A 22,109-nucleotide genomic window follows, 5' to 3' on the forward strand; every position below is an offset into this window, starting at 1 on the left:
GCGTTCAGGCCGGTTCACGAGTCTCTTTGCCGACGGCACGGTCGAGGTCGTCGGACCCGACGGACCGGTCCCGCTCCTGGACCGACCCGCCGCGAGGGCGACGCCACCGGCGCGGCCCGCCGCCGGCTGCCGAGTTCCGCCGACGGGGACGCCACCTGGGGCCCGACCAGTCGCCCCGTACCGCAGTGGACCCGCCCCGGCGCCCCCCCCGGTGGACCGGGATCATGGTTGTAAGGCTACATCCGAATGTAGTTCTTCTTATACATGAGCGAGCAGGTGCACAACAGGTTGGCCGTGGTGCGTGCCGAACACAAGGTGTCGCGCCAGAGCCTGGCCGAGGCAGTGGGAGCCCACTACCAAACCATCGGCTACATCGAGCGGGGGCAGTACAACCCGAGCCTCGACCTGGCGCTGAAGATCTCGAAGTTCTTCGGCCTGCCGGTCGAGGCCCTGTTCTCCCTCGAACCGTTCCGCCCGCTCACGGACGAGGTCTACGGGAGGAACCAGCAATGACGACGACAAGCCTGACCCGCTACGACCGGAGCATGCTGCGGCTGATGAACGACCGCCGCGCAGCGGCCTGGTACGCCACGGCAGCGCGCCGCCGCCTGGCCGTCGCCGCCCATGTCACCCTCACCGCGGCCATCGGCGGCCTGATGACCCATTGCCTCCTCGCCGAGGGTGAGCCGCTGTGGGCCGTAGCCGTGATGGCGGTGCTGCTGCTTCCCTGGATGGTCGCGACCGGCGTGATCAACGGCGCCACCCGCGGCCTGCTGGAACTGCGCGAACGCGCGCTGGACGAGCGCCAGTCGGCAGAACGCAGCCGCGTCCTGGCCCGGGCCCACCGCGTGACGACCCTGCTCCTGGCAGCGGTGGTGGTCACCCTGCTGATCACGGGCGGGGTCGCCGGCGACGCCCCGAAGGCCTATGCAGCTCCCCTGCTCATCGCCGTCCTCGTCGTCCACTGGTTGATGCCCCTGTGGGTGGCCGGCTGGCGCGCCCAGGACGAACCGGTCGACGACGACGTACTGGAGCCGGGGGCTCTCGGCCGCTAGGGCTCTCGGCCGTCAGGGCTCTCGTTCGGATCAGGTGGCGGGGAAGCGCCGGTGGGGTCCGGTGTCGGTGGTGGGGCCCGGTGCCGCTGGGAGGTCCTAGATCCCCTGCCACTCCGGCTTGTTGACGTAGGTGTGCCGGAAGTAGTCCGCCAGTTTCAGCTTCGACGCGGCGGCCTCGTCGACGACGACGGTCGCGTGCGGGTGGAGCTGGAGCGCGGACGCGGGGCACACCGCGGCGATCGGCCCCTCCACCGTCGCCGCGACCGCGTCCGCCTTGCCCTCGCCGGTGGCGAGCAGCACCAGATGCCGGGCCTCCAGGATGGTGCCGATGCCCTGCGTGATCACGTGGTGCGGCACCTGCTCGATGTCACCGTCGAAGAAGCGCGCGTTGTCGATGCGGGTCTGCTCGGTCAGGGTCTTGATCCGCGTCCGCGAGGCCAGCGACGAGCACGGCTCGTTGAACCCTATGTGCCCGTCGGTCCCGATCCCGAGCAGCTGAAGGTCCACACCCCCGGCTTCCGACAGCGCCTTGTCGTACGCCTCGCACGCCCCCTGCACGTCCTCCGCCGTGCCGTCCGGACCCGTGAACTGGTCCATCCCGATCCCGAGCGGCTCCAGCACCTCACGCCGCAGCACCGAGCGGTACGACTCCGGATGGTCGGCGGGCAGCCCCACGTATTCGTCGAGCTGCGCGATCCGGGCCCGCCCGACGTCCACGGCACCGGAGCGCACCTTCGCCGCCAGCGCCTCGTACACGGGCAGCGGCGTCGAGCCGGTGGCCACGCCGAGCAGTGCGCCGGGCTTGCGCCGGAGCAGCTGAGCCATGGCCTCGGCGATGAGCTCGCCGCCTGCCTTGGCGTCCGGAACGATGACAACTTCCACGCTGGGCCTGCCGATCTGAGAGGAGTGCTCAACTGGGACTGGACCCGGGAGGGGTCGTGTGGTTTAGACCAATCTAACAGAGCGGTCCTGTCCCTCCCAGGGTGAACTCCGCCGCTCCCACGCGGGCAGCGCCGACCTGCCGGCCAGGTCACCAGCGGGTGAACAGCGCCGCTCCGCACGGCGTGTGGCGGGGGAATCGAGGCCCCCGGGCGGGCGCTGTCCGGCCCGGGGGAGTGGAATGGGGTCTGCAGCGTCCCGCCCCCGGAAGGAACCCGCCATGACAGCCGCCGCCACACCGGACGCCCTCGGCGAGCTCCCGGGCCGGACCATGGCCCGTGAGATGGCGGAGCAGCCCGCCGTCCTGCGCAGGATCCTTGCCGAGGGCGCTCCCGCCATCCAGGACGTGGCCCGGCAGATCGCCGCCCGCGCGCCCCGCTTCGTCCTGCTGGCCGCCCGCGGCACCTCCGACAACGCCGCCCTGTACGCCAAGTACCTCCTGGAGATCCGGCTCGGCCTGCCCTGCGGACTCACCTCGATGTCCACCACCACGGCCTACGGCGCCCGGCCCGACCTCACCGACGTCCTCGTCGTCACCGTCAGCCAGTCCGGTGGCTCCCCGGACCTGGTCGCCTCGACCCGAGCCGCCCGCGAGGCCGGCGCGATCACGCTGGCCGTCACCAACAACCCGGACTCACCGCTCGCCGGCGTCTCCGAGTACCACATCGACATCATGGCCGGACCGGAGAAGGCCCTCCCGGCGACCAAGACCTACACCGCCTCCCTTCTCGCGCTCTACCTCTTCGTCGAGGGCCTGCGCGGAGGCGACGGCGCGCCCGCGCAGGTGTTGCCGGACCTCGCCGGGCAACTGCTCGCCCGGCAGGACGAGGTGCGCACCCTCGCCGCCCGCTACCGCTTCGCCGAGCGCATGGTGATCACCTCTCGCGGCTACGGCTATCCCACCGCCAAGGAGGCCGCCCTCAAGCTGATGGAGACCAGCTACATCCCCGCCCTCTCCTACTCCGGCGCGGACCTGCTGCACGGACCGCTCGCCATGGTCGACAACGTCTCCCCGGTCATCGCCGTGGTCACCGACGGGAAGGGAGGCGAAGCGCTCCAGCCCGTCCTGGACCGGCTGCGCGGCCGCGGCGCCGACCTCGTCGTCATCGGCCCCCGGCACCAGGTCGAGCAGGCATCGGCCGGCTTCGTCCTGCCCACGGGCGACGTGGCCGAGGAGGTCCAACCCGTGCTGGAGATCATCCCCCTCCAGCTCCTGGCCTACGAGGTCACCATCGCCCGGGGCCAGGACCCGGATGCGCCCCGCGCACTGGCGAAGGTGACGGAGACTCGCTGAGGAGGGGGAGTTCCCGGGGGAGGGGAGCCTCGGGAGTCTTCGGAGGAAGGGGAGTCCTCGGAAGAGAGGGCAGTTCTCGAACGACATCGCGGCGGGAGCGGCCTGGCTACTTCGGCCACCGAGGCCCACCGCGCAGCCCGGCCGCCGCGCCTACGTAAGCGAACCCCCCGTCACATCCACCCAGCTGCCCGTCACCCAGCGCCCGCCGTCCGACACCAAGAACGCCACCACGTCGGCGACCTCGGCCGGCTCGCCCACCCCGCCCAGTGCCGATATCGCCGCGGCCTTCGCCCGTCCGTCGGGGCTGCCGTGCAGCAGCGCTGCCGTGTTGTCCGTGTCGATGATCCCCGGCGCCACCGAGTTCACCGTGATGCCCCGGCTTCCCAGCACCTTGGACAGGTCCCGTGAGAGGACGTCCAGCGCGCCCTTCGTCATCGCGTACGCCACGTAGTCCGGCATCACCGCCGTACGGGCCAGACCCGAGGAGACGTTGACGACCCGGCCGCCGTCCCGCAGGCGCGTCATGCCGTGCTTGAGGATGAAGAACGGCGCCTTCACGTTCACCGCGAAGACCTCGTCGTACTCCCGCTCCTCCAGCTGCCCGATTGGCCGCGCGTTGGCGACCCCCGCGTTGTTCACCAGGATGTCCAGCCCGTCCGCGTGCCGGTCGAACTCCTCCCACAGAGCCTCGGCGTCCCCCGGGACCCCCAGCTCCACGCCCACCGCGAACGCCGAGCCCCCTGCCCTCTCGATCGCCGCGACCGTCTCCTTCGCCGCAGCCTCGTTCCTGCCGTAGTGCACCGCGACCCGCGCGCCGTCGCGCCCCAGCCGCTCGGCGATTCCTCGCCCGATGCCCCTGCTCGCCCCCGTGACGAGTGCCGTCCTGCCCGTGAGCACGCCCATGGCGGCGCCCCCCTTCTCATTTCCCTAGCGGTCGCTACAGAAATGACCGTACAGCAGACCGCCGACATTTCTCTAGTGCCCGCTATAAAATGCATCCCATGGTGAACGACGACGGAACCGTGAAGGCCTCGAAGGGACCCGACCCCGCGAGCGCGAGAGCCGCCGGGGATGGCAAGGCCAGGACCCGGCCCCGCGGGCGCCCCCGCTCCTTCGATCGCGAGACCGCGCTGGAAAAGGCCCTCCTGGCCTTCTGGGAGCACGGTTACGAGGCCACCTCCGTCTCCGACCTCACCCGCGTCATGGACATCGGCGCTCCCAGCCTCTACGCGGCCTTCGGCGACAAGCGGTCCCTCTTCGAGGAGGTCGTCCGCGTGTACGGCACGGGATACGGATCCTTCACCGACCGTGCCCTCGCCGAGGAACCCACCGCACGGGCCGCCGTCGAGCGCATCCTGCGCGAGGCAGCCACCGCGTACACCGAACCCGGCCACCCGCACGGCTGCCTCGTCGTCCACGCTGCCGCGAACTGCTCGAACCCCGAGGTGGAGCAGTCGCTGCGGGACCGCCGCAACGCCAACATCGCCGCGTTCGAGAGCCGTATCAGGGCCGATGTCGCCGCCGGCGTGCTGCCGCCGGCCATCGACGCCGTCGCCCTGGCCCGTCATACCGGAGCGATGATCCAGGGCATGTCACAACAGGCGCGCGACGGGGCGAGCCGGGAGGAACTGGAGGCGGTCGCGGAAATTGCCCTGTCCATCTGGCCCCGCACAGGAACCCACACGGGTTAGGCTGCCTGCTGGACGCCGGTGCGTCCGACACGTCGCGGAAATGACAACAACGAACAGCCTCCCACGCATGGACACCCGCAAGTGGTCTAGTCCACAATGCGTGACGAGAGCGCGTGTGCAACGCGCACCAGCCTCCGTCTTCCCCGCACAGGAAGACGGACCGAGGAACCGAGGCTCTCTGCCCTGACTGCCCCGGCTCCTCATCCTTCGGCCGACCGGGACCGCACACCCCACGGCCGATGCTGCTCCGGGCTGCGGTGCCGAGAGGGTTGAGGGTCCCTCTCAGGCGCCGCGGCCCGCGGGTGTTTCAGGGCCGTACGAACCCCCGGGTACGCTCGCACACGTGCCCTCCATGAACGAACTCGTACGCCAGCACACCGCCCTCGACGACACCGATCTCGAGTGGCTGCACCTGCTGGTCTCGGAGTGGCAGCTGCTCTCCGACCTCTCCTTCGCCGACCTGGTCCTGTGGGTCCCCACCAGCGACGGCACCCGGTACGTCTCGGTCGCCCAGATGCGGCCGAACACCGGCCCGACCTCGTACCAGGACGACATGGTCGGCCATCTCGTCCCGCGCGGCCGCCGCCCGATGCTGGACGCCGCCCTCGATGAGGGCCGTATCGTGCGCGAGGGCGACCCCGAGTGGCGCGAGGAAGTCCCCGTCCGGGTCGAGTCGATCCCCGTACGGCGGGAGGGGCGCGTCCTCGGCGTCATCGCGCGCAACACCAACCTCCTCACCGTGCGTACCCCGAGCCGCCTGGAGCTCACCTATCTGCAGAGTGCCTCCGACCTGGCGCAGATGATCGCGGCCGGGTCCTTCCCGTTCGCGAACCAGCAGCTCGACATGGACGCCTCGCCCCGTGTGGGCGACGGCCTGATCCGGCTCGACGCCGACGCCATCGTCCAGTACGCCTCCCCGAACGCCCTGTCCGCCTACCACCGGCTAGGCCTCGCCTCCGACCTCGTCGGCCAGCACCTGGGCAGGACCACCGCCGACCTCGCCCCGACCCGGGGCCCGGTGGACGAGGCACTCGCCAAGGTCGCCAGCGGCTGGGCGCCGCGCGAGTTCGAGATCGAGGCCACCGACGGCGTCATCCAGTTCCGCGCGATCCCGCTCAAGCCGAAAGGCACCCGCATCGGTTCCCTCGTCCTGCTCCGCGACGTCACCGAACTGCGTCGGCGAGAGCGCGAGTTGATCACCAAGGACGCGACGATCCGGGAGATCCACCACCGCGTCAAGAACAACCTCCAGACGGTGGCGGCGCTGCTCCGCCTCCAGGCCCGGCGCATCGAGTCCGACCGCGGGCGCGAGGCCCTAGAAGAGGCAGTGCGGCGAGTCGGATCGATTGCGATCGTGCACGAGACGCTCTCCCAGAACCTGGACGAGCGTGTGGAGTTCGACGACATCGCCGACCGCGTACTGGCCATGGTCGCGGAGATCTCCCCGGGCAAGGTCGCGGGCCGGCGCACCGGCCGCTTCGGCATTCTCGACGCCGAGGTCGCCACGCCGCTGTCGATGGTGCTGACCGAGGTGCTGCAGAACGCTCTGGAGCACGGCTTCCGTGAGGGCGACACCGGCACGGTCGAGGTCTCGGCGGTCCGCGGTGGTACGACCAAGGAAGCCCGGCTGCTGGTCACGGTCCAGGACGACGGGATCGGCCTGCCGGAGGGGTTCGATCCGCACACCGCCGGCAATCTCGGCCTGCAGATCGTGCGGACTTTGGTGGAGGGCGAGTTGGGTGGCACCTTTGACATGGTCCCGGCCCCGGAGCGCGGCACCCGCGTGATCCTGGACATCCCGGTACCGCCGCAGAAGTAGCCGGCTCCGCAGCTTCGGAGAAGGTGCCGGAAAAGCAATGAGCCCCGGGCCACCAAGTGGCCCGGGGCTAAAGCTCGTTGCTGCTTAACTAAGCGCATCGGGGGAACTGCGCGCTGCGGCTCGGGGGCGGGAGATGCGTACTCGCTGTACGCGCCGCCAAGCTCAGGCTGTCAGCAGGGGTGGGTTGTCAGGCGGAGGCCTGACGGGCCCGGTTGCGGGCGGCGCGGCGCTTCATGGCGCGGCGCTCGTCCTCGCTGAGACCACCCCAGACGCCGGAGTCCTGGCCGGACTCGAGCGCCCACTGCAGACACTGCTCCATCACCGGGCAGCGACGGCAGACGGCCTTGGCTTCCTCGATCTGCAGCAGCGCAGGACCGGTGTTGCCGATGGGGAAGAAGAGCTCGGGGTCTTCCTCGCGGCAAACGGCGTTGTGACGCCAGTCCATGGCTGCTACCTCTCCTTGGTATTACGTGCAGGGCTTGCTTGTGAATGTGAACGCTTTCACGAATCCCTCAACAAGTGAAGGGCCGACCGCCAGGTTCCCTGACGTAGGTCCTGTGAGTTGAAGAGGGGTTCTGGTGATCAGTGGAGGCCGGTGTTGCGGGCCGTCCCGATCGCCATGTAGAGACTCGCAAACCTCAGCGGCGGACACAACCCCTTCCGGAAAGTTTTTTTTGATTCTTCGGTGTCGACTAGGTCACAGCCGTACTTCCATGGGGTGGATCCTGGCCTAAACGTTCGAGTGAAAGGACTTTAGCCAGTTCTGCTCACACAATCACACGCAGTGCACGGCGTACGCCTGTGAACGTCACGCTTGTTCGCAGCCCCAGGTGGTCACCGTCCATCTGGAGGGGGAGCGGGACCTTCGAATGCAAGGTGAACTCTGTCAAGTCATGCAGAGAGGTGGCGTGCTTGCCATGGGGTCCACGCTCGGGGGACGAAGTGAGCAACTGGGTGCCATACCGGGCAACCGCCGCAGTGGACAGGCGGCTGAGACCGAAGAGATCGAGGCCGGTATCGAACGAGGCTTTAGGTGCCGCGTAGATCGGGCGATTCCCCAGAAACGTCCAGGGCGAGGTGTTCGAGACTATGGACAGCACCAGATCGGTGACCGGATCCTCTCCGGCCCGCTCCAGCGTGATCGTCCCGTTGCGGCGGTTCGGCTCGCCGAGGAGCTGACGCACGACCTGGCGCACGTAAAGAGCGTGTGTGGATTTCCGGCCGCGTTCGCGATGCTGCTCCACACGACCCACCACACCGGCGTCGAAGCCGAGCCCCGCGTTGAAGGTGAACCAGCGGGCCGGCACCGCCTCGTCCTCCGTGCCCGGCGTGCCCGAGGTCAGCCCCAGGCCGACGGTCCGCTCGCTGCCGTCACGCAGGGCGTCCAGCAGGGCGCCGGTGGCCTCCACGGCGTCGTTGGGCAGACCCAGGGCGCGGGTGAAGACATTGGTGGAGCCGCCCGGGACCACGGCGAGGCCGGGCAGGTGGCCCGGAGCGGGGCCGGCGTGCAGGAGGCCGTTGACCACCTCGTTGACCGTGCCGTCGCCGCCGAGGGCCACCACCAGGTCGATGTCGTCGCTGTCCGCGGCGTGCCGGCCCAGGTCCCGTGCGTGACCGCGGTACTCGGTGGTGACCGCTTCCAGCTTCATCTCGCTGGCGAGCGCATGGATCAGTACGTCGCGTGTGCGCGCACTTGTAGTGGTTGCCGCCGGATTGACCACGAGAAGTGCACGCATGACTGGCAGCGTACCTACTGGGGGGTACCTGGCCCATACCGAGGTAGGGATCAGGTAAGAGGGCGGGGGTGAACCTCGCTACGGGGGGCGCGTACGACCAGGGCTACTCTTCAGGGGTGAGCAGTGAGCAGACCCCCACCACCGAGGAAACCACCGGTCCCCGCCCCCGGCGTCTGACGTACGCCGCGCTGCTGGCCGCACTGGAGGGGCTCGCTCTGGTCGTCGGCGGCGTCTGGATCCTCGTCCTCGGCCTCACGGGCCATCCGGACGACCGGCAGCAGGCCGTGACCGGGGGCATCACACTGATGGTGCTCGCGCTGCTCCCGCTGCTCGCGGCCCGTGGACTGCTCGCCCTGCGCAGCTGGAGCCGCGGTCCGGCCGTGATCACCCAGCTCTTGGCGCTGCCGGTGGCCTACAACCTGCTGCAGGCCGACAGCATGGCCATTCCGGGCGGGATCGCCCTCGCGGTCGTGGCCGTCGCGTCGCTCGTGCTGCTGGTGAACCCCGAGACGACCCGGGCCCTCGGGATCCGCGGGCCCGGCAACCCCGGCAACCTGGAGAAGTAGCCGTCACTCCTCGACGAGGAGCTTCTCCCGCAGCTGTGCCAGCGTGCGCGCCAGCAGCCGGGAGACGTGCATCTGGGAGATGCCGACCTCCTGCGCGATCTGCGACTGGGTCATGTTGCCGAAGAACCGCAGCAGCAGGATCCGCTTCTCACGCGGCGGGAGATCCTCCAGCAGTGGCTTGAGAGACTCCCGGTACTCCACGCCCTCCAGCGCCTCGTCCTCCGCGCCGAGGGTGTCCGCGACCGCCGGGGACTCGTCGTCGGTGTCGGGAACGTCCAGGGACAGCGTGGAGTACGCGTTGGCGGACTCCAGGCCCTCCAGGACCTCCTCCTCCGAGATCGCCAGCTTCTCGGCGAGCTCGTGGACCGTGGGGGAGCGGCCGTGCAGCTGCGAGAGCTCGGCCGTGGCCGTGGTCAGCGCCAGGCGCAGCTCCTGCAGCCGGCGCGGGACGCGCACCGCCCATCCCTTGTCGCGGAAGTGCCGCTTGATCTCGCCGACGACCGTCGGGGTCGCGTACGTCGAGAACTCCACGCCGCGGTCCGGGTCGAAACGGTCGACCGACTTGATCAGGCCGATCGTGGCGACCTGGGTGAGGTCGTCCAGCGGCTCGCCGCGGTTGCGGAAGCGGCGCGCGAGATGCTCCACGAGCGGCAGATGCATCCGGACCAGCTGGTTGCGCAGCTCCGCGTACTCGGGGCTGCCGCTGCTCAGGGTGCGCAGCTTGAGGAACATGTCGCGCGCCCCGCTGCGGTCCGGAGAACCGTGCTGTGCGTGATGTGCGCGCGGCGTCTGATCCTCGGAGTGTCGCTCGTGCTCGCTCATCGTCCCGCCCGTCGCCCTTCCCCGAGCCCTCGCCTCCTCCGACACTCTCGACTTCGCGCGAGTGGGGGGACCCCCCTGGGCCGGGGATGCGGCGATCCCCTCGCCCGGAGGCGCGCTCCGCACGGCACCGTCCCGGTCCGGTCGCCCGCCGCCCGGGAGGACGGCCCCCGTGGAGTCGTCCTCGGGATGCGGGCGGGCCTGCTCGGGGATGCCGTCGATGCCGTCCGCCATGCGCCGGGCACCACTCGGGCCGCTCGTGCCCGTGCCTTCGGCCGGCAGCTCTCGTGTGCCGCGCTCTTCGTCCCGCACCGGCCCGTCCTCGCTCCTCACGCCGGCCCGGGTCCCGCGCCGCGCTGTTTGTAGAGGCTGATCGAAACGGTTTTGTCCTTGTCCACGGCAGAGGAGACCTTGCCCGCGAGGGCGGACAGGACGGTCCAGGCGAAGGTGTCCCGAGACGGGGCATGACCATCCGTGGTCGGTGCCGAGACGGTGACCTCGAGTGAGTCGTCGACGAGGCGGAAGACACAGCTGAGCACCGAGCCGGGCACGGCCTGCTGAAGCAGGATCGCGCAGGCCTCGTCCACCGCGATGCGCAGGTCCTCGATCTCGTCGAGGGTGAAGTCCAAACGGGCTGCGAGACCGGCCGTGGCCGTACGCAGCACCGACAGGTAGGCCCCCGCGGCCGGCAGCCGGACTTCCACGAAGTCCTGGGTCGCGGGCTCGCCTGCGATCTGGGACACCCTCACCTCCATGGTGGTACAAGCGTTTCAGGGCCGAGGGTCGCCCCTCGGGGGGTAACGCGATACGTAGTTCAGCGGTGACGCTATCGCGCTCTCGACGGTCCTGTCCCCGGGACCCCAACCCCTTGTCGTCACTCACAGTAAACCTGTGTATACGCTCCGTGTCTAGGGGTTGGGCGGGCCCAAATGGGAAGAGCGCGCGCCGGGTTGACGTACCCAGACGTCAGACGGTCGAACCGTCCGCCGCCGGGGTCCTGTCGTGTCACACCAGGACATGGTCCACGAAACACCAACGCCAGGTCTCCCCGGGCTCGTGAGTCCGCATCACCGGGTGACCGGACTCCTTATGATGCTCCGCCGCGTGCCGTCCCGGTGAGGAGTCGCAGCAGCCGACGTGACCGCAGCTGAGGCACAGCCGCAGTTGCACCGGATCCATGCCCTCCGCCAGGCACTCCGGACACGTCTCGCTGAGCGGGCCGGGTTCGGGGTGCGGCAGCGCGTCGGCGTGCGTGCACTGTTTCATGATTGCCAGGTTACGACGGTCGGGCGGAAGAGCGTCGAAAAATGAGGGCGGGCGAGAACGATGGACGTGATGCCACTGCTGCTGCTCGTGGCGGGCAGTGCCGCGATCGCCGCGGCCGCGCGGCGCACCCCGGTGCCGGCGCCACTGCTGCTGGTGGCCGTGGCACTGGCGGTCAGCTACGTCCCAGGGGTGCCCGAGTACACGCTCGACCCGCACATCGTCCTGCCGCTCATCCTGCCCCCGCTGCTGCACACCGCCGCCACCGACAGCTCCTACCTCGACCTGCGGGCGCAGCTGCGGCCGGTCGCGATGCTGTCCGTCGGGTACGTGCTGTTCGCGACCTTCGTCGTCGGCTGGGCCCTGTACCTGATCGTGCCGGGCATGCCGCTGACCGCTGCCCTGGTCTTCGGGGCGGTGGTGGCGCCCCCGGACGCGGTCGCGGCGACGGCGGTGGCCCGCCGGGTCGGGCTGCCGTCGCGGATCACCACGATCCTCCAGGGCGAGTCCCTGCTGAACGACGCCACCGCGATCACCGCCTACCGGGTGGCCCTGGCCGCCGCCGTCGGCGAGGGCGCGACCTGGGCCGGGGGCATCGGCGAATTCCTGCTCGCGGCGGTCGGCGGCGTCGTGGTGGGCCTGCTGCTGATGGCGCCGATCCACTGGCTGCGCACGCACGTGAAGGAGGCGCTGCCGCAGAACACGCTCTCCCTTCTGATCCCGTTCGTCGCGTACGCCGTCGCCGAGCAGGTGCACGCCTCCGGTGTCCTCGCGGTCGTGGTCGTCGCGCTCTACCTGGGGCACCGCGCGTGGGAGGTCGATTTCGCGACGCGTCTGCAGGAGGAGGCGGTCTGGAAGATGGTCGCCTTCGTCCTGGAGTCGGCGGTGTTCGCGCTGATCGGACTGCAGCTGCCGGTGGTCCTGAAGGGCCTCGGGGAGTACGAGGGAGCCGAGGCCGCCTGGTACGCGGTCGCCGTCTTCCTGATCGTCGTCGCGACCCGGTTCGTCTGGGTGTACCCCGCCACCTTCCTGCCGCGGCTGCTGTCGGCCCGGGTGCGGGAACGGGAGGAGAACCCGACCTGGAAGGGGCCGTTCGTCATCGCGTGGGCGGGGATGCGGGGCGTGGTCTCGCTGGCCATCGCCTTCTCGATCCCGCTCACCATGCACGACGGCGAGGAGCCGTTCCCGCAGCGCAACCTCATCCTCTTCCTGACCTTCACGACCGTCATCGGGACCCTCGTGGTGCAGGGCCTGACTCTGCCCCCGCTGATCCGGCTGCTGAAGTTCCCCGGGCGGGACGCCCAGACCGAGACGCTCGCCGAGGCCAATGCCCAGGCGCAGGCCTCCAGGGCCGCCGGACGGCGCCTGGACGAGCTCCTGGCCGACGAGCGCAACGCACTGCCCGCCCCGCTCGCCGACCGGCTGCGCATCGTCCTGGAGCGCCGCCGCAACGCCGTCTGGGAACGGCTCGGGCAGGCCAACCCGGTCACCGGGGAGTCCGTCGACGACACCTACCGGCGGCTGTCGCGGGAGATGATCAGCGCCGAGCGCGAGGTGTTCGTGAGGCTCCGGGACGGCCGCTACATCGACGACGAGATGCTGCGGACCCTGCTGCGCAGGCTGGACCTGGAGGAGGCGGCGGCCTTCCGCGAGGCGGCCTGACGACGGGGCGGCTTGACGACGGGGCGGCTTGACGACGGGGCGGTGCCTCAGGGGAAGGGGCGGCCGGTGACCACGGCCGCCACGGCCGTGCCGCGGGGGAAGGCGCCTTCGCCGGCCAGGGTGACCAGTCCGAACAGCAGCTTGGCGACATACAGGCGCTCGACGGGCAGGCCGTGCCGGTGCTCGAAGTCCGCCGCGAAGGCGTCGAGCTCGGCGGGCACGCGCGCGTAGCCGCCGAAGTGGAAGCGGTCCTCCAGGCTCCAGGTGCCGCGCCGCCCACCGAAGGCCTCACGCTGCAAGGCTTCCGTCTCGGCGGCCAGGAACCCGCCCCTGAGCACCGGCACGCCCAGGGCCCGCCGGCCGGGAGCGAGACCGGCGGCCAGCCCCGCGAGCGTGCCACCGGTGCCGCAGGCCACGGCGACGACCTCGGCGTGGCCGCGCAGCTCGGCGCCGAGCGCCCGGCAGCCGCGTACGGCCTCGGCGTTGCTGCCGCCTTCGGGGACGACATACGCCTCCTCGGCGCCCGCCGCGCCCAGGATGCCCGCCAGGATCCGCGGCTCGGACTTGCGGCGGTAGGTCGCCCTGTCGACGAAGTGCAGCCGCATGCCGTCGGCCGTACAGCGGGCCAGCGAGGGGTTGAGGGGCCGGCCGGCGAGCTCGTCGCCGCGTACGACACCGACCGTGGGGATGTTGAGCAGCCGGCCGGCCGCGGCCGTGGCGCGCAGGTGGTTGGACCAGGCACCGCCGAAGGTGACGACGGTACGGCCGGCCGCCGCGGTCAGGTTCGGCGCGAGCTTGCGCCACTTGTTGCCGATCAGCTCCGGGTGGATCAGATCGTCCCGCTTCAACAGCAGCCGCACGCCCCGACGCTCGAACCGGCTGTCCACGGCTTCCTGCACCGGCGAGGGCAGCCGGGGGCGCAGCGCGGCGAGTCCGGGGGTGTCGGGGCTGGTCACCGGGCCATTGTCACCCGGGAGTGGGGGAGGCGGGGGCTCGGGGCTGACGCCGTTCTCCGCGCCCGTTCTCCGCGCCCGGGCACCCGATCCGAGGCCTGGACGCGGGTGCTTCCGAACGCCGCAACGGGCCCCCTCTGCCCAGCAGCGCGAAGATCCATTCCCGCTCTTTCGGGTAATAGCACCACGACGTTGAGTGAGGAAGGCTTGCCCGTGCACATCGATGCCCGAGGCATATGGGCGTCGGTCACAACCGGGAGGGCAGTTCTCTATGTCGGTAGGCGAAGAGGTCCGCACGGAGCAGACCAAGCCGCAGCAGAGTCTCGGCACGGCGGCCGCGCGGAACCTGGCCACCACGACCAAGTCCGTGCCGCAGATGCAGGAGATCAGCTCCCGCTGGCTGCTGCGGATGCTGCCGTGGGTCGACATCCAGGGTGGTACGTACCGGGTGAACCGGCGGCTGACGTTCGCCGTGGGCGACGGCCGGCTCACGTTCGTGAAGACCGGCGACCGTGTCGAGATCATCCCCGCGGAACTGGGCGAGCTGCCGGCACTGCGGTCGTACGAGGACGAGGAGGTGCTCTTCGAGATCGCCCGCCGCTGCGAGCAGCGGGAGATCGCGGCGGGCGACGTGATCGCGTCGTTCGGCAGCCCGGCCGACGAGGTGTACCTCCTGGCGCACGGCAGGGTCGAGAAGGTCGGCACAGGCCCCTACGGGGACGACGAGTCCCTCGGAGTCCTCGCCGACGGTGCCTACTTCGGCGACGACGCGCTGCTGAACGAGGACGCGATCTGGGAGTACACGGCCCGCGCCCTCACCGCGTGCACCGTGCTCGTGCTGCCCCGCCAGGAGTTCGAGCAGGTCGCGGAGCGCTCGGACACCCTGCGCGAACACCTCCAGCAGCGCCGCGCGATCCCCTCGCAGCGCTCCAACAAGTACGGCGAGAAGGAGATCGACCTCTCCTCCGGCCACTCCGGCGAGCCGGACATCCCGCACACCTTCGTCGACTACGACGCCCGGCCCCGTGAGTACGAACTGAGCGTCGCCCAGACCGTGCTGCGCATCCACACGCGCGTGGCCGACCTCTACAACCAGCCCATGAACCAGACCGAGCAGCAGATCCGGCTGACGGTCGAGGCGCTGAAGGAGCGCCAGGAGCACGAGCTCATCAACAACCGCGACTTCGGTCTTCTGCACAACTGCGAGTACGACCAGCGGATCCAGCCGCACGAAGGCGTGCCCGGCCCGGACGACATGGACGAGCTGCTCAGCAGGCGCCGCGGCACCAAGATGCTCCTCGCCCACCCGCGCGCCATCTCCGCGTTCGGGCGCGAGCTCAACAGGCGCGGGCTGGTGCCCGAGACCATCGACATGGCCGGCAACCGCATCCCGACCTGGCGCGGTGTGCCGATCTTCCCGTGCAACAAGATCCCGGTCTCGGACGCCCGTACGACGTCGATCATCGCGCTGCGCACCGGCGAGGCCGACCAGGGCGTCATCGGTCTGCGCGCCTCCGGCATCCCGGACGAGATCGAGCCGAGCCTGTCGGTGCGCTTCATGGGCATCAACGAACAGGCCATCATCAAGTACCTGGTCACGGGCTACTACTCGGCCGCGGTCCTGGTACCGGACGCGCTCGGCGTCCTGGAGAACGTCGAGATCGGCCGCTGGCGGTGACGCTCCCGGTATGCCTGCCGTGTCCCCGCCCGTCAGGGCGGGTACACCCTCGGGGTACGCGCCCAGCGGCAGCGGAAGCGCCATCGTCCGCTCATTCTCCGAGGCGGTCCCATGGGTGAGTCCCTCACGGAGTCCAGGACGGAGACGGCGCTGCCCGCCCCCGGTGGGCAGCGCGGCGCCGAGCCCCGGCAGGCTGCCGGGGCTCCGGATGGGCGGGGGCCGATCGGGACGCAGCGGGACGGCGGGCCGGCACCGGCCGACGGGCACGAGGCGGTCATCCTGCTGGAGCGGGCCCGGGCGGAGGTCGATCCGGTGCTGCGGGCCGCGCTCGGCTCGCTGCCCGGGCCGATGCGGCGGATCGCGCTCTACCACTTCGGCTGGGAGCAGGCCGACGGCACCCCGGTGGAGGGGGGCTCCGGCAAGGCGATCCGGCCCGCGCTGGTCCTCGCCGCGGCGGCCGCCCTCGGCGGGTCCGAGGCGCGGGCGGGGGCGGCTCGGGCAGCCGCCGCGGTGGAGCTGGTCCACAACTTCACACTGCTGCACGACGACGTGATGGACCGGGACACGACCCGCCGTCACCGCCCCACCGCGTGGACCGTGTTCGGCGACGCCGACGCGATCCTCGCCGGGGACACCCTGCAGGCGCTGGCCCTGCGACTGCTCGCCCAGGACCCGCACCCGGCGTCCCCGGCCGCCGCCGCCCGGCTCGCGGACTGCGTGGTCGAACTGTGCGCGGGGCAGCACGCGGACACGGCCATGGAGCGGTGCGCCCCCGAGGAGGTCACGCTCGACGAGGTGCTCGCCATGGCGGAGGCCAAGACGGGCGCTCTGCTCGGAAGCGCCTGTGCGATCGGCGGGCTGTACGCGGGCGGGTCGGACGCGGAAGTGATGGCGCTGGACGCGTTCGGCCGGGAGGCCGGGCTCGCCTTCCAGCTCATCGACGACGTCATCGGCATATGGGGCGACCCTCGCCGCACCGGCAAGCCCGTCGGTGCCGACCTGGCGGCCCGCAAGAAGTCGCTGCCGGTGGTGGCGGCCTTCGCCTCCGGCACACCGGCGGCGGCCGAACTCGCCGAACTGTACGCACGACCCAGCGAGAAGGAGGACCTGGACCACATCGCCCTGACAGTGGAGCGCGCGGGCGGCCGTGACTGGGCTCAGGGTCAGGCGGCCGACCGGATGGCCCGGGCGATGCAGCAGCTGGCCCGAGCGGTGCCGGACCCGGAGGCGGCGGGCGGTCTGCTGGCACTCGCCGAGTTCGTCACGCGGCGCACCAGTTGACGACCCGCAGCAGCGGACGGCCCGCGTCGGTCGGTGGCCCGCAGCGGTTGTCGGCCGACGGCAGTCAACGGCCGCGGTGGTGGTCGTCCGCGATCAGTCGTCGACCACCGGTAGCCGATGACCGACCGCGGTTGCCGGCCGTCAGCACCCATGGCCGACAGCAGCCGATAGACGGCAGCAGCCGATGACCGGCAACACTCGATGGCCGGCAACGGCCGGCGACAGGCAGCACCAGCGACGCCCCTTCGGGCGACCGAAGGGCAGGACCCCGGAGCGCCGGGGCTGTGCGGCTCCTGACACCGCACAGTCACCGGCCTCCGATCGGCGGGTCCCGCACTTCCCCACGGTGTGCGGGGCCCGCCCCCCTTCCCGTATCAGTCGAGTTTGGGCAAACGTTCGATCCAATCCCGCCAAGATCCTGCTCGGATCCCCCCGTGCGGGCCAACCCCCCTACGATCGACGCCCGTCGGGACGAGCGAAGGGGCGGGGCATGGGTGTGGCCATCCGGACGGCGGGCGAAGAGGACAGGGAGCTGATCGTCCGGCTTCTGGACGAGGCGTTCCAGGACGACCCCGTGAGCGGCTGGGTCTTCCCCGGTGCGGAGGACCGCCGTGCCAAGCACCCCGGGCTCATGGCTGCCTTCACCGACATCGTGCTCGCGGCCGGCCGCATTGACGTCACCGAGGACGGCTCGGCCTGCGCCCTGTGGCTCCCCATGCCCGCCGACGAGGGCCACGACGACCACGACGCCGAGGACGAGGGCCCGGCCCAAGTGCGGGAGGCCGTCGACCCGGACAACGAGCGCATCGAGACGATCGGCCGGCTGACGGCCGCGGTCCATCCCACCGGACGGGCCCACGAGTACCTGTGGATGATCGGCGTGGCCCCCGGCCGCCAGGGCGAGGGCCTGGGCACCGCGCTCATCGAGGCCGTCCTCGACCGCTGCGACCGAGAGGGCCTGCCCGCCTACCTGGAGGCCAGCAGCGCCCGCAGCCGCAGACTGTACGAGCGACTCGGCTTCGAGCCCGCCGGCCCGGTCCTCGACCTCCCGGACGGCCCGGCGATGTGGCCCCTGTGGCGTGAGCCCAGGCCGCACCGGCCCGCCTAGGGAGTGTCCGCAATGTCCCGCCTGCCGCGTGAGGCCCGGCACGCTCCCCGAGTGCCTTGAGGGCGTGCAACAAGGTCTAGAGGTCTCGTCCGCCCTGCCCCCTTCGGCGGCACCGTCGCCACGAACCGCTCCATCAGTCCCTTCGGCACGGCGCGACCCGCGACCGCACGGGCTGTCCGGTCACGGCCATGGGGTCGTGCATGAGGGCCGTGACCAGCGAGCGGTCCCTCGGCCTGGTCATCAGGTCGGCGACCACGTCGGGGTCCGGCGCGAGCCGTGCGTGCAGCCGCGTGTCGATTTGGCGCAGCAGGTCGGCGCGTCCGGTGAGGTAGTTGAAGGCGGTACCCACGGGCACCCCGGCCTCGACACCGGCGTCGCCGAGGGCGGCCCGACGCCCGGGGGTGTGCCGGTCATGCGGAGTCTCTTCTCCCACTTTCGACGGCTCGCGTAATTCCCTTGCAACCACTACAGCAGGAGTGACTACAACTGAAGTCGTTACAGCGGCAGCCTAGGAAAAGAGACCGGCTTGCGAAAGCTCACGTACTTCATCGCCTGTTCCCTCGACGGCTTCATCGGCGACCCGGACGGCGACGCATCGGCGATGCTCCGTTTCGTCGACGAGGAGTTCCTCGCCTTCCTCAAGGCGGAATACCCGGAGACCGTGGCCACCCACGGCCGCCGGGCCCTCGGCATCGACGACCTGCCGAACAAGCGGTTCGACACCGTCATCCAGGGGCGGGGCAGCTACGAGCTCGCCCTGAAGGAAGGCATCGCCAGCCCCTACGCCCACCTGCGCGAGTACGTCGCCTCCAGCACCCTGAAGGAGTCGCCCGACCCGAACGTCGAGATCGTCGCGGACGACCTGGTCGGCAGGGTCCGCGAACTGAAGTCGGAGGAGAGTGAGTTCGACATCTACCTGTGCGGCGGCTCGAAGGTCGCCGGTGAACTGATCGACGAGATCGACGAGCTCGTCATCAAGGCCTACCCGCTCGTGTACGGCACGGGCATGCCGATGTTCGGCTCCGGCTTCGCGATCTCGGAGTTCATCCTCGAATCGGTGCGCACGTTCGGCAACGGCGCGGTGGTGCGCACGTACGGCAGGAAGCGCTGAGCCTTCGACCGGCCTACCCTGAGGACATGGGCAGCGATCAACGCGTCTGTCCGGCCTGCGGACAGCCAGTGGAAACAGTCGTCCGGCGCCACAAGACGCTGGGCGCATGGGTCCCGCTCTGGGTGGCGGGCCCGTGCAGTAACCCCGCGTGCGGGGGCTACGGCGCGGAGGGTGCCGACAGCGGCCACGCGGGCGAGGGCACCCGGCCCGCGGAAGGTGACCGGGGCGCCGAAGGTCCCGGGCCCGACGAGCATGCCCGGCACGCCGGTGGAGCCCGGCCCTCCGGGGACACCGTCCCATATGCCGCGAATCCGCCCGAACCGGCCCCGGGAGAATCCGTCAAGAAGAATTCCTGAGCCCGTGTCGAGATGCGCGGCCCGGCTCCGACGTCCCCTGTGAGAGCCGCCCACCGGGGCGGTGAGAGCCGAAGGAGCGGACTGATGAAGTACCTGGTCATGGTGCAGGGCACACAGGCGGACTACGAAGCCATGCGCGGCAAGGCGTCGGCGAACTCCCCGGCCTGGAGCGAGGAGGAGCTGCGGACCATGTTCGCCTACATGGGCGCCATCAACGACGACCTCTCCGAGAGCGGCGAGCTCGTCGACGCGCAGGGACTGGCCGAGCCGGCGCAGACCCGGCACGTCACCCTCGGTGACGGCGGTAAGGCCGTGATCACCGACGGGCCGTACAGCGAGACCAAGGAGCTGCTGGCCGGCTACTGGGTCCTGGAGTGCGAGAGCCTGGAGCGGGTCACGGAGATCGCCGACCGCGTCTCCCGCTGCCCCCAGCCTGCTGGTGCCCCCGACCACCCGGTCGTGATCCGCCCGATCATGGACGGTTCCGGGGACATCTGACGAACCGGCCCACGCCGACGGACACGCTGGTGAGGAGCACACCCGAGATCGAGGACCTGCTGCGCGGCAACGCGCCGCAGGTCCTCGGCGCGCTGGTCAGACGGTACGGGCACTTCGACGCCGCCGAGGACGCCGTGCAGGAGGCGCTGCTCGCGGCGGCCGGGCAATGGCCCTCGGCGGGCGTGCCCGGCAATCCGCGCGGCTGGCTGATCAAGGTCGCCTCGCGGCGGCTCACCGACGCCCTGCGCAGCGATCAGGCCCGCAGACAGCGCGAGGAGCGGGCGGCCGCGCTCGCGCCCCGGGACGCCTTCACAGCGCCGCCGCCCGGGGAGCGGGCGCCCCGCGAGGACGACACGCTCTCGCTGCTGTTCCTGTGCTGCCATCCGGACCTGTCGCCGCCCGCCCAGATCGCGCTCACGCTGCGCGCCGTGGGCGGTCTGACCACAGCGGAGATCGCCCGGGCGTATCTCGTCCCGGAGGCGACCATGGCGCAGCGGGTCAGCCGGGCCAAGCAGAAGGTGCGGGGCGTGCGCTTCGGCCGCCCGGACCGCTGGGAGCAGCGGCTGCCGTCCGTCCTGCAGACCCTCTACCTGATCTTCAACGAGGGCTACACGGCCACCTCCGGCTCCGCGCTGCAGCGCCGCGACCTCGCGGGCGAGGCCGTGCGGCTGACCCGCACGGTCCACCGGCTGCTGCCCGGCGACTGCGAGGTGGCCGGTCTGCTCGCGCTGATGCTGCTCACCGACGCCCGGCGCGACGCGCGCAGCGGTCCGCGCGGCGAGCTGATCCCCCTCGACGAGCAGGACCGCGACCGCTGGGACAGACCCGCGATCGAGGAGGGCGTCGCGCTGGTCACCCGGGCCCTGTCCCGGGGCCGCCCGGGGCCGTTCCAACTGCGGGCCGCGATCGCCGCCGTGCACGACGAGGCGCCCTCGCCCGAGGCGACCGACTGGGCCGAGATCCTGGGCCTGTACGACGTGCTCGTCGGCCTGGTCCCCGGCCCGGTCGAACGCCTCAACCGCGGGGTCGCCGTCGCCATGGTCCACGGGCCGCGCGCAGGACTGGCCGAAGTGGACTCCCTGGCCGACGAGTTGAAGGGCCACCGCCTGGACGCCGTACGAGGCCACCTCCTGGAGCGCGCGGGCGAGCCCGAAGCAGCCCGGGCCGCCTACGAGTCGGCGGCCGCGCAGACCCTCAGCCTGCCCGAGCAGCGCTATCTCCGGGCCAGGGCGGCGCGGTTGAGCGACTAGCGTGTGAGACACGGGCAGACCGGGGGAGCGGCGTCGCCGGGTGTGGCGCCTGGTGGTGATCGTGTGGGTGCTGGTCGTGGCCGTCGCGGGCGGGCTGACGCTGTGGATGCGGGACTCGACGGAGCCTCGAAGGCCGTACGTCTGAGAGGAGACGAATCCACGGACGCGGGGCACCGGTTCGAACAGCACCGCCGCCTCCCCGCGACCGGATCCGAACGCCCCCTAGCCGCGCGGCCCGCCCGTCACCGGGTCCCGGGTCGTCAGGCAGTACGTGCCGCCCGCCGGGTCCCGCATCACCGTCCAGCCGGAGAAGCCGGCCACGCAGACGGCCCCGAGTTCCTCGTGCCGCGCCCGGGTCGCCGCGACGTCCGCGCAGGCGAGGTCGAGGTGGGCGGAGGCCGGGCGTTCCTCGCCGAGGCGTTGCAGGAGCAGACGGACCGGCAGGCCGGGCGGCGGCTTGACCACGTGGAACTCCGGGAGGGACCCCGGCAGCGACTCCCAGCCGTCGAGCAGCGCGCTCCAGAATTCGACCTCCCTCCCGTAGCCCGAGGACGGGACGTCCACGCACACCTGGTCGAGCCGGCTGCCCCGCACCACGTCCGGCCGTGACGACTGCCCGCGCCAGGGGTCCGCGCAGAACAACTGCCCGCCGGGCGAGCGCAGCACGACGAGTGACCCGAGGTCGGCCACCACGCTCGCACCGAGCCGAACCGCCGTGGCGGCGAACTCCGGTACGTCGTCCACGCAGAAGTCGATGTGCGCGCCGCCGGAGCCGGCGCCGACCGCCTGTACCTTCACGTACGCGTCGGCGCCGTCGGGGAGCAGAGTGCCGAATTCATCCTGCTCCCCGCGCAGTTCGGACAGGCGGGTGTCCGTGACCGTCGTCCAGAAGTCGCAGGCGGCGCCGAAGGCCTCACGCGGGCGGTCGATGAAGGCGTACGTCCAGCTGATTCTCATGGGCGCGATCGTAGAGGGCACGCTCCACCGCCACCTGCGTGAACCTTGACCAGCCCTTGCCGCACCGTCCCCG

Annotated in this window: 23 protein-coding genes and 2 pseudogenes; 15 read left to right on the forward strand and 10 right to left on the reverse strand. The window is 71.1% G+C overall.

Annotation, left to right across the window (positions count from 1 at the left end; genetic code table 11):
* Positions 1 to 132 precede the first annotated feature (132 nt).
* From G3I77_RS17075 to G3I77_RS17085, 3 genes and pseudogenes are all read left to right on the forward strand, one after another.
* Positions 133 to 234, forward strand: a pseudogene (locus G3I77_RS17075) (DUF899 domain-containing protein); the annotation flags it as partial.
* A 30-nt stretch (positions 235 to 264) separates the two neighbouring features.
* Positions 265 to 513 carry a helix-turn-helix transcriptional regulator gene (locus G3I77_RS17080; protein ID WP_248504658.1) on the forward strand — a complete coding sequence of 83 codons (249 nt, stop codon included), beginning with the start codon at positions 265 to 267 and terminating at the stop codon, positions 511 to 513.
* On the forward strand, positions 510 to 1,055 hold the full coding sequence (locus tag G3I77_RS17085) for a hypothetical protein (RefSeq protein WP_248504660.1): 546 nt from the start codon (positions 510 to 512) through the stop codon (positions 1,053 to 1,055). The genes G3I77_RS17080 and G3I77_RS17085 overlap by 4 nt, the downstream gene beginning before the upstream one ends.
* 96 nt (positions 1,056 to 1,151) lie before the next feature.
* Here G3I77_RS17085 and nagB read toward each other — a convergent pair whose 3' ends face one another.
* Positions 1,152 to 1,937: a glucosamine-6-phosphate deaminase gene (nagB, locus tag G3I77_RS17090; protein WP_248504662.1), complete on the reverse strand. Its 786-nt coding sequence runs from the start codon at positions 1,935 to 1,937 to the stop codon at positions 1,152 to 1,154.
* Between the two features lie 277 nt (positions 1,938 to 2,214).
* On the opposite strand from nagB, the gene G3I77_RS17095 reads away from it, so the two are divergent.
* Positions 2,215 to 3,288 carry an SIS domain-containing protein gene (locus G3I77_RS17095; protein WP_248504664.1) on the forward strand — a complete coding sequence of 358 codons (1,074 nt, stop codon included), beginning with the start codon at positions 2,215 to 2,217 and terminating at the stop codon, positions 3,286 to 3,288.
* 150 nt (positions 3,289 to 3,438) lie between these two features.
* Here G3I77_RS17095 and G3I77_RS17100 read toward each other — a convergent pair whose 3' ends face one another.
* Complete coding sequence (locus G3I77_RS17100; RefSeq protein WP_248504666.1) at positions 3,439 to 4,191, reverse strand: SDR family oxidoreductase; 753 nt, start codon at positions 4,189 to 4,191, stop codon at positions 3,439 to 3,441.
* Positions 4,192 to 4,289: 98 nt separating this feature from the next.
* Between G3I77_RS17100 and G3I77_RS17105 the strand changes: the two genes are divergently transcribed.
* Complete coding sequence (locus tag G3I77_RS17105; protein WP_248504668.1) at positions 4,290 to 4,979, forward strand: TetR/AcrR family transcriptional regulator; 690 nt, start codon at positions 4,290 to 4,292, stop codon at positions 4,977 to 4,979.
* A 352-nt stretch (positions 4,980 to 5,331) separates the two neighbouring features.
* Positions 5,332 to 6,798 carry a sensor histidine kinase gene (locus tag G3I77_RS17110; RefSeq protein ID WP_248504961.1) on the forward strand — a complete coding sequence of 489 codons (1,467 nt, stop codon included), beginning with the start codon at positions 5,332 to 5,334 and terminating at the stop codon, positions 6,796 to 6,798.
* A 187-nt stretch (positions 6,799 to 6,985) separates the two neighbouring features.
* Here the strand turns inward: G3I77_RS17110 and G3I77_RS17115 are convergent, their stop codons facing one another.
* Together G3I77_RS17115 and G3I77_RS17120 are read right to left on the reverse strand one after the other, a co-directional pair.
* A complete protein-coding gene (locus G3I77_RS17115) occupies positions 6,986 to 7,243 on the reverse strand; it encodes a WhiB family transcriptional regulator (RefSeq protein ID WP_016639615.1) in 258 nt (85 codons plus the stop codon).
* A 322-nt stretch (positions 7,244 to 7,565) separates the two neighbouring features.
* On the reverse strand, positions 7,566 to 8,534 hold the full coding sequence (locus tag G3I77_RS17120; protein WP_248504670.1) for a diacylglycerol kinase family protein: 969 nt from the start codon (positions 8,532 to 8,534) through the stop codon (positions 7,566 to 7,568).
* Positions 8,535 to 8,650: 116 nt separating this feature from the next.
* On the opposite strand from G3I77_RS17120, the gene G3I77_RS17125 reads away from it, so the two are divergent.
* Positions 8,651 to 9,100: a hypothetical protein gene (locus G3I77_RS17125; RefSeq protein WP_248504673.1), complete on the forward strand. Its 450-nt coding sequence runs from the start codon at positions 8,651 to 8,653 to the stop codon at positions 9,098 to 9,100.
* Positions 9,101 to 9,103: 3 nt separating this feature from the next.
* Here the strand turns inward: G3I77_RS17125 and G3I77_RS17130 are convergent, their stop codons facing one another.
* From G3I77_RS17130 to G3I77_RS17140, 3 genes are all read right to left on the reverse strand, one after another.
* Positions 9,104 to 10,231 (reverse strand): RNA polymerase sigma factor SigF, encoded by a 1,128-nt coding sequence (locus tag G3I77_RS17130; protein WP_248504675.1) that lies wholly within the window; start codon positions 10,229 to 10,231, stop codon positions 9,104 to 9,106.
* Between the two features lie 17 nt (positions 10,232 to 10,248).
* Complete coding sequence (locus G3I77_RS17135; RefSeq protein ID WP_003992877.1) at positions 10,249 to 10,662, reverse strand: hypothetical protein; 414 nt, start codon at positions 10,660 to 10,662, stop codon at positions 10,249 to 10,251.
* A 262-nt stretch (positions 10,663 to 10,924) separates the two neighbouring features.
* On the reverse strand, positions 10,925 to 11,185 hold the full coding sequence (locus G3I77_RS17140; RefSeq protein ID WP_053672413.1) for a UBP-type zinc finger domain-containing protein: 261 nt from the start codon (positions 11,183 to 11,185) through the stop codon (positions 10,925 to 10,927).
* A gap of 60 nt (positions 11,186 to 11,245) precedes the next feature.
* Between G3I77_RS17140 and G3I77_RS17145 the strand changes: the two genes are divergently transcribed.
* Complete coding sequence (locus G3I77_RS17145) at positions 11,246 to 12,844, forward strand: Na+/H+ antiporter (protein WP_248504677.1); 1,599 nt, start codon at positions 11,246 to 11,248, stop codon at positions 12,842 to 12,844.
* A gap of 47 nt (positions 12,845 to 12,891) precedes the next feature.
* Here G3I77_RS17145 and G3I77_RS17150 read toward each other — a convergent pair whose 3' ends face one another.
* Positions 12,892 to 13,800, reverse strand: coding sequence for a 1-aminocyclopropane-1-carboxylate deaminase/D-cysteine desulfhydrase (locus G3I77_RS17150; RefSeq protein ID WP_248504679.1), 909 nt, complete (start codon positions 13,798 to 13,800; stop codon positions 12,892 to 12,894).
* 268 nt (positions 13,801 to 14,068) lie between these two features.
* Here G3I77_RS17150 and G3I77_RS17155 point away from each other — a divergent pair, with 268 nt between their 5' ends.
* The 3 genes from G3I77_RS17155 to G3I77_RS17165 all read left to right on the forward strand — a co-directional run bounded on the left by G3I77_RS17155 (position 14,069) and on the right by G3I77_RS17165 (position 17,864).
* Positions 14,069 to 15,475 carry a family 2B encapsulin nanocompartment shell protein gene (locus G3I77_RS17155; RefSeq protein ID WP_248504681.1) on the forward strand — a complete coding sequence of 469 codons (1,407 nt, stop codon included), beginning with the start codon at positions 14,069 to 14,071 and terminating at the stop codon, positions 15,473 to 15,475.
* Between the two features lie 111 nt (positions 15,476 to 15,586).
* Positions 15,587 to 16,756 carry a family 2 encapsulin nanocompartment cargo protein polyprenyl transferase gene (locus G3I77_RS17160; protein ID WP_248504683.1) on the forward strand — a complete coding sequence of 390 codons (1,170 nt, stop codon included), beginning with the start codon at positions 15,587 to 15,589 and terminating at the stop codon, positions 16,754 to 16,756.
* A gap of 490 nt (positions 16,757 to 17,246) precedes the next feature.
* Positions 17,247 to 17,864 carry a GNAT family N-acetyltransferase gene (locus tag G3I77_RS17165; protein ID WP_248504685.1) on the forward strand — a complete coding sequence of 206 codons (618 nt, stop codon included), beginning with the start codon at positions 17,247 to 17,249 and terminating at the stop codon, positions 17,862 to 17,864.
* A 184-nt stretch (positions 17,865 to 18,048) separates the two neighbouring features.
* On the opposite strand, the pseudogene G3I77_RS17170 reads toward G3I77_RS17165, so the two are convergent.
* A pseudogene (locus tag G3I77_RS17170) lies at positions 18,049 to 18,297 on the reverse strand (hypothetical protein); the annotation flags it as partial.
* A 93-nt stretch (positions 18,298 to 18,390) separates the two neighbouring features.
* On the opposite strand from G3I77_RS17170, the gene G3I77_RS17175 reads away from it, so the two are divergent.
* The 4 genes from G3I77_RS17175 to G3I77_RS17185 all read left to right on the forward strand — a co-directional run bounded on the left by G3I77_RS17175 (position 18,391) and on the right by G3I77_RS17185 (position 21,079).
* Complete coding sequence (locus G3I77_RS17175; protein WP_248504687.1) at positions 18,391 to 18,975, forward strand: dihydrofolate reductase family protein; 585 nt, start codon at positions 18,391 to 18,393, stop codon at positions 18,973 to 18,975.
* Between the two features lie 26 nt (positions 18,976 to 19,001).
* Complete coding sequence (locus G3I77_RS41210) at positions 19,002 to 19,331, forward strand: hypothetical protein (protein ID WP_374385449.1); 330 nt, start codon at positions 19,002 to 19,004, stop codon at positions 19,329 to 19,331.
* An 84-nt stretch (positions 19,332 to 19,415) separates the two neighbouring features.
* On the forward strand, positions 19,416 to 19,829 hold the full coding sequence (locus G3I77_RS17180) for a YciI family protein (RefSeq protein WP_248504689.1): 414 nt from the start codon (positions 19,416 to 19,418) through the stop codon (positions 19,827 to 19,829).
* 29 nt (positions 19,830 to 19,858) lie between these two features.
* The gene (locus G3I77_RS17185) at positions 19,859 to 21,079 is read left to right on the forward strand and encodes a sigma-70 family RNA polymerase sigma factor (RefSeq protein WP_248504691.1); all 1,221 of its coding nucleotides are present in this window, start codon (positions 19,859 to 19,861) and stop codon (positions 21,077 to 21,079) included.
* 222 nt (positions 21,080 to 21,301) lie between these two features.
* On the opposite strand, the gene G3I77_RS17190 is transcribed toward G3I77_RS17185, so the two are convergent.
* Positions 21,302 to 22,036 carry a VOC family protein gene (locus tag G3I77_RS17190; protein WP_248504693.1) on the reverse strand — a complete coding sequence of 245 codons (735 nt, stop codon included), beginning with the start codon at positions 22,034 to 22,036 and terminating at the stop codon, positions 21,302 to 21,304.
* Positions 22,037 to 22,109 lie beyond the last annotated feature (73 nt).

It is taken from the genome of Streptomyces sp. D2-8 (assembly GCF_023184515.1).
Taxonomy (GTDB): Bacteria; Actinomycetota; Actinomycetes; order Streptomycetales; family Streptomycetaceae; genus Streptomyces.

What these genes read in the sequence shown, in the direction of transcription:
- G3I77_RS17080 (WP_248504658.1), top strand. Translation starts at nt 265, where the DNA reads ATGAGCGAGCAGGTGCACAACAGGTTGGCCGTGGTGCGTGCCGAACAC.
- G3I77_RS17085 (WP_248504660.1), top strand. Translation starts at nt 510, where the DNA reads ATGACGACGACAAGCCTGACCCGCTACGACCGGAGCATGCTGCGGCTG.
- G3I77_RS17095 (WP_248504664.1), top strand. Translation starts at nt 2,215, where the DNA reads ATGACAGCCGCCGCCACACCGGACGCCCTCGGCGAGCTCCCGGGCCGG.
- G3I77_RS17100 (WP_248504666.1), bottom strand. Translation starts at nt 4,191, where the DNA reads ATGGGCGTGCTCACGGGCAGGACGGCACTCGTCACGGGGGCGAGCAGG.
- G3I77_RS17105 (WP_248504668.1), top strand. Translation starts at nt 4,290, where the DNA reads ATGGTGAACGACGACGGAACCGTGAAGGCCTCGAAGGGACCCGACCCC.
- G3I77_RS17110 (WP_248504961.1), top strand. Translation starts at nt 5,332, where the DNA reads ATGAACGAACTCGTACGCCAGCACACCGCCCTCGACGACACCGATCTC.
- G3I77_RS17115 (WP_016639615.1), bottom strand. Translation starts at nt 7,243, where the DNA reads ATGGACTGGCGTCACAACGCCGTTTGCCGCGAGGAAGACCCCGAGCTC.
- G3I77_RS17120 (WP_248504670.1), bottom strand. Translation starts at nt 8,534, where the DNA reads ATGCGTGCACTTCTCGTGGTCAATCCGGCGGCAACCACTACAAGTGCG.
- G3I77_RS17140 (WP_053672413.1), bottom strand. Translation starts at nt 11,185, where the DNA reads ATGAAACAGTGCACGCACGCCGACGCGCTGCCGCACCCCGAACCCGGC.
- G3I77_RS17145 (WP_248504677.1), top strand. Translation starts at nt 11,246, where the DNA reads ATGGACGTGATGCCACTGCTGCTGCTCGTGGCGGGCAGTGCCGCGATC.
- G3I77_RS17155 (WP_248504681.1), top strand. Translation starts at nt 14,069, where the DNA reads ATGTCGGTAGGCGAAGAGGTCCGCACGGAGCAGACCAAGCCGCAGCAG.
- G3I77_RS17160 (WP_248504683.1), top strand. Translation starts at nt 15,587, where the DNA reads ATGGGTGAGTCCCTCACGGAGTCCAGGACGGAGACGGCGCTGCCCGCC.
- G3I77_RS17165 (WP_248504685.1), top strand. Translation starts at nt 17,247, where the DNA reads ATGGGTGTGGCCATCCGGACGGCGGGCGAAGAGGACAGGGAGCTGATC.
- G3I77_RS41210 (WP_374385449.1), top strand. Translation starts at nt 19,002, where the DNA reads ATGGGCAGCGATCAACGCGTCTGTCCGGCCTGCGGACAGCCAGTGGAA.
- G3I77_RS17180 (WP_248504689.1), top strand. Translation starts at nt 19,416, where the DNA reads ATGAAGTACCTGGTCATGGTGCAGGGCACACAGGCGGACTACGAAGCC.
- G3I77_RS17190 (WP_248504693.1), bottom strand. Translation starts at nt 22,036, where the DNA reads ATGAGAATCAGCTGGACGTACGCCTTCATCGACCGCCCGCGTGAGGCC.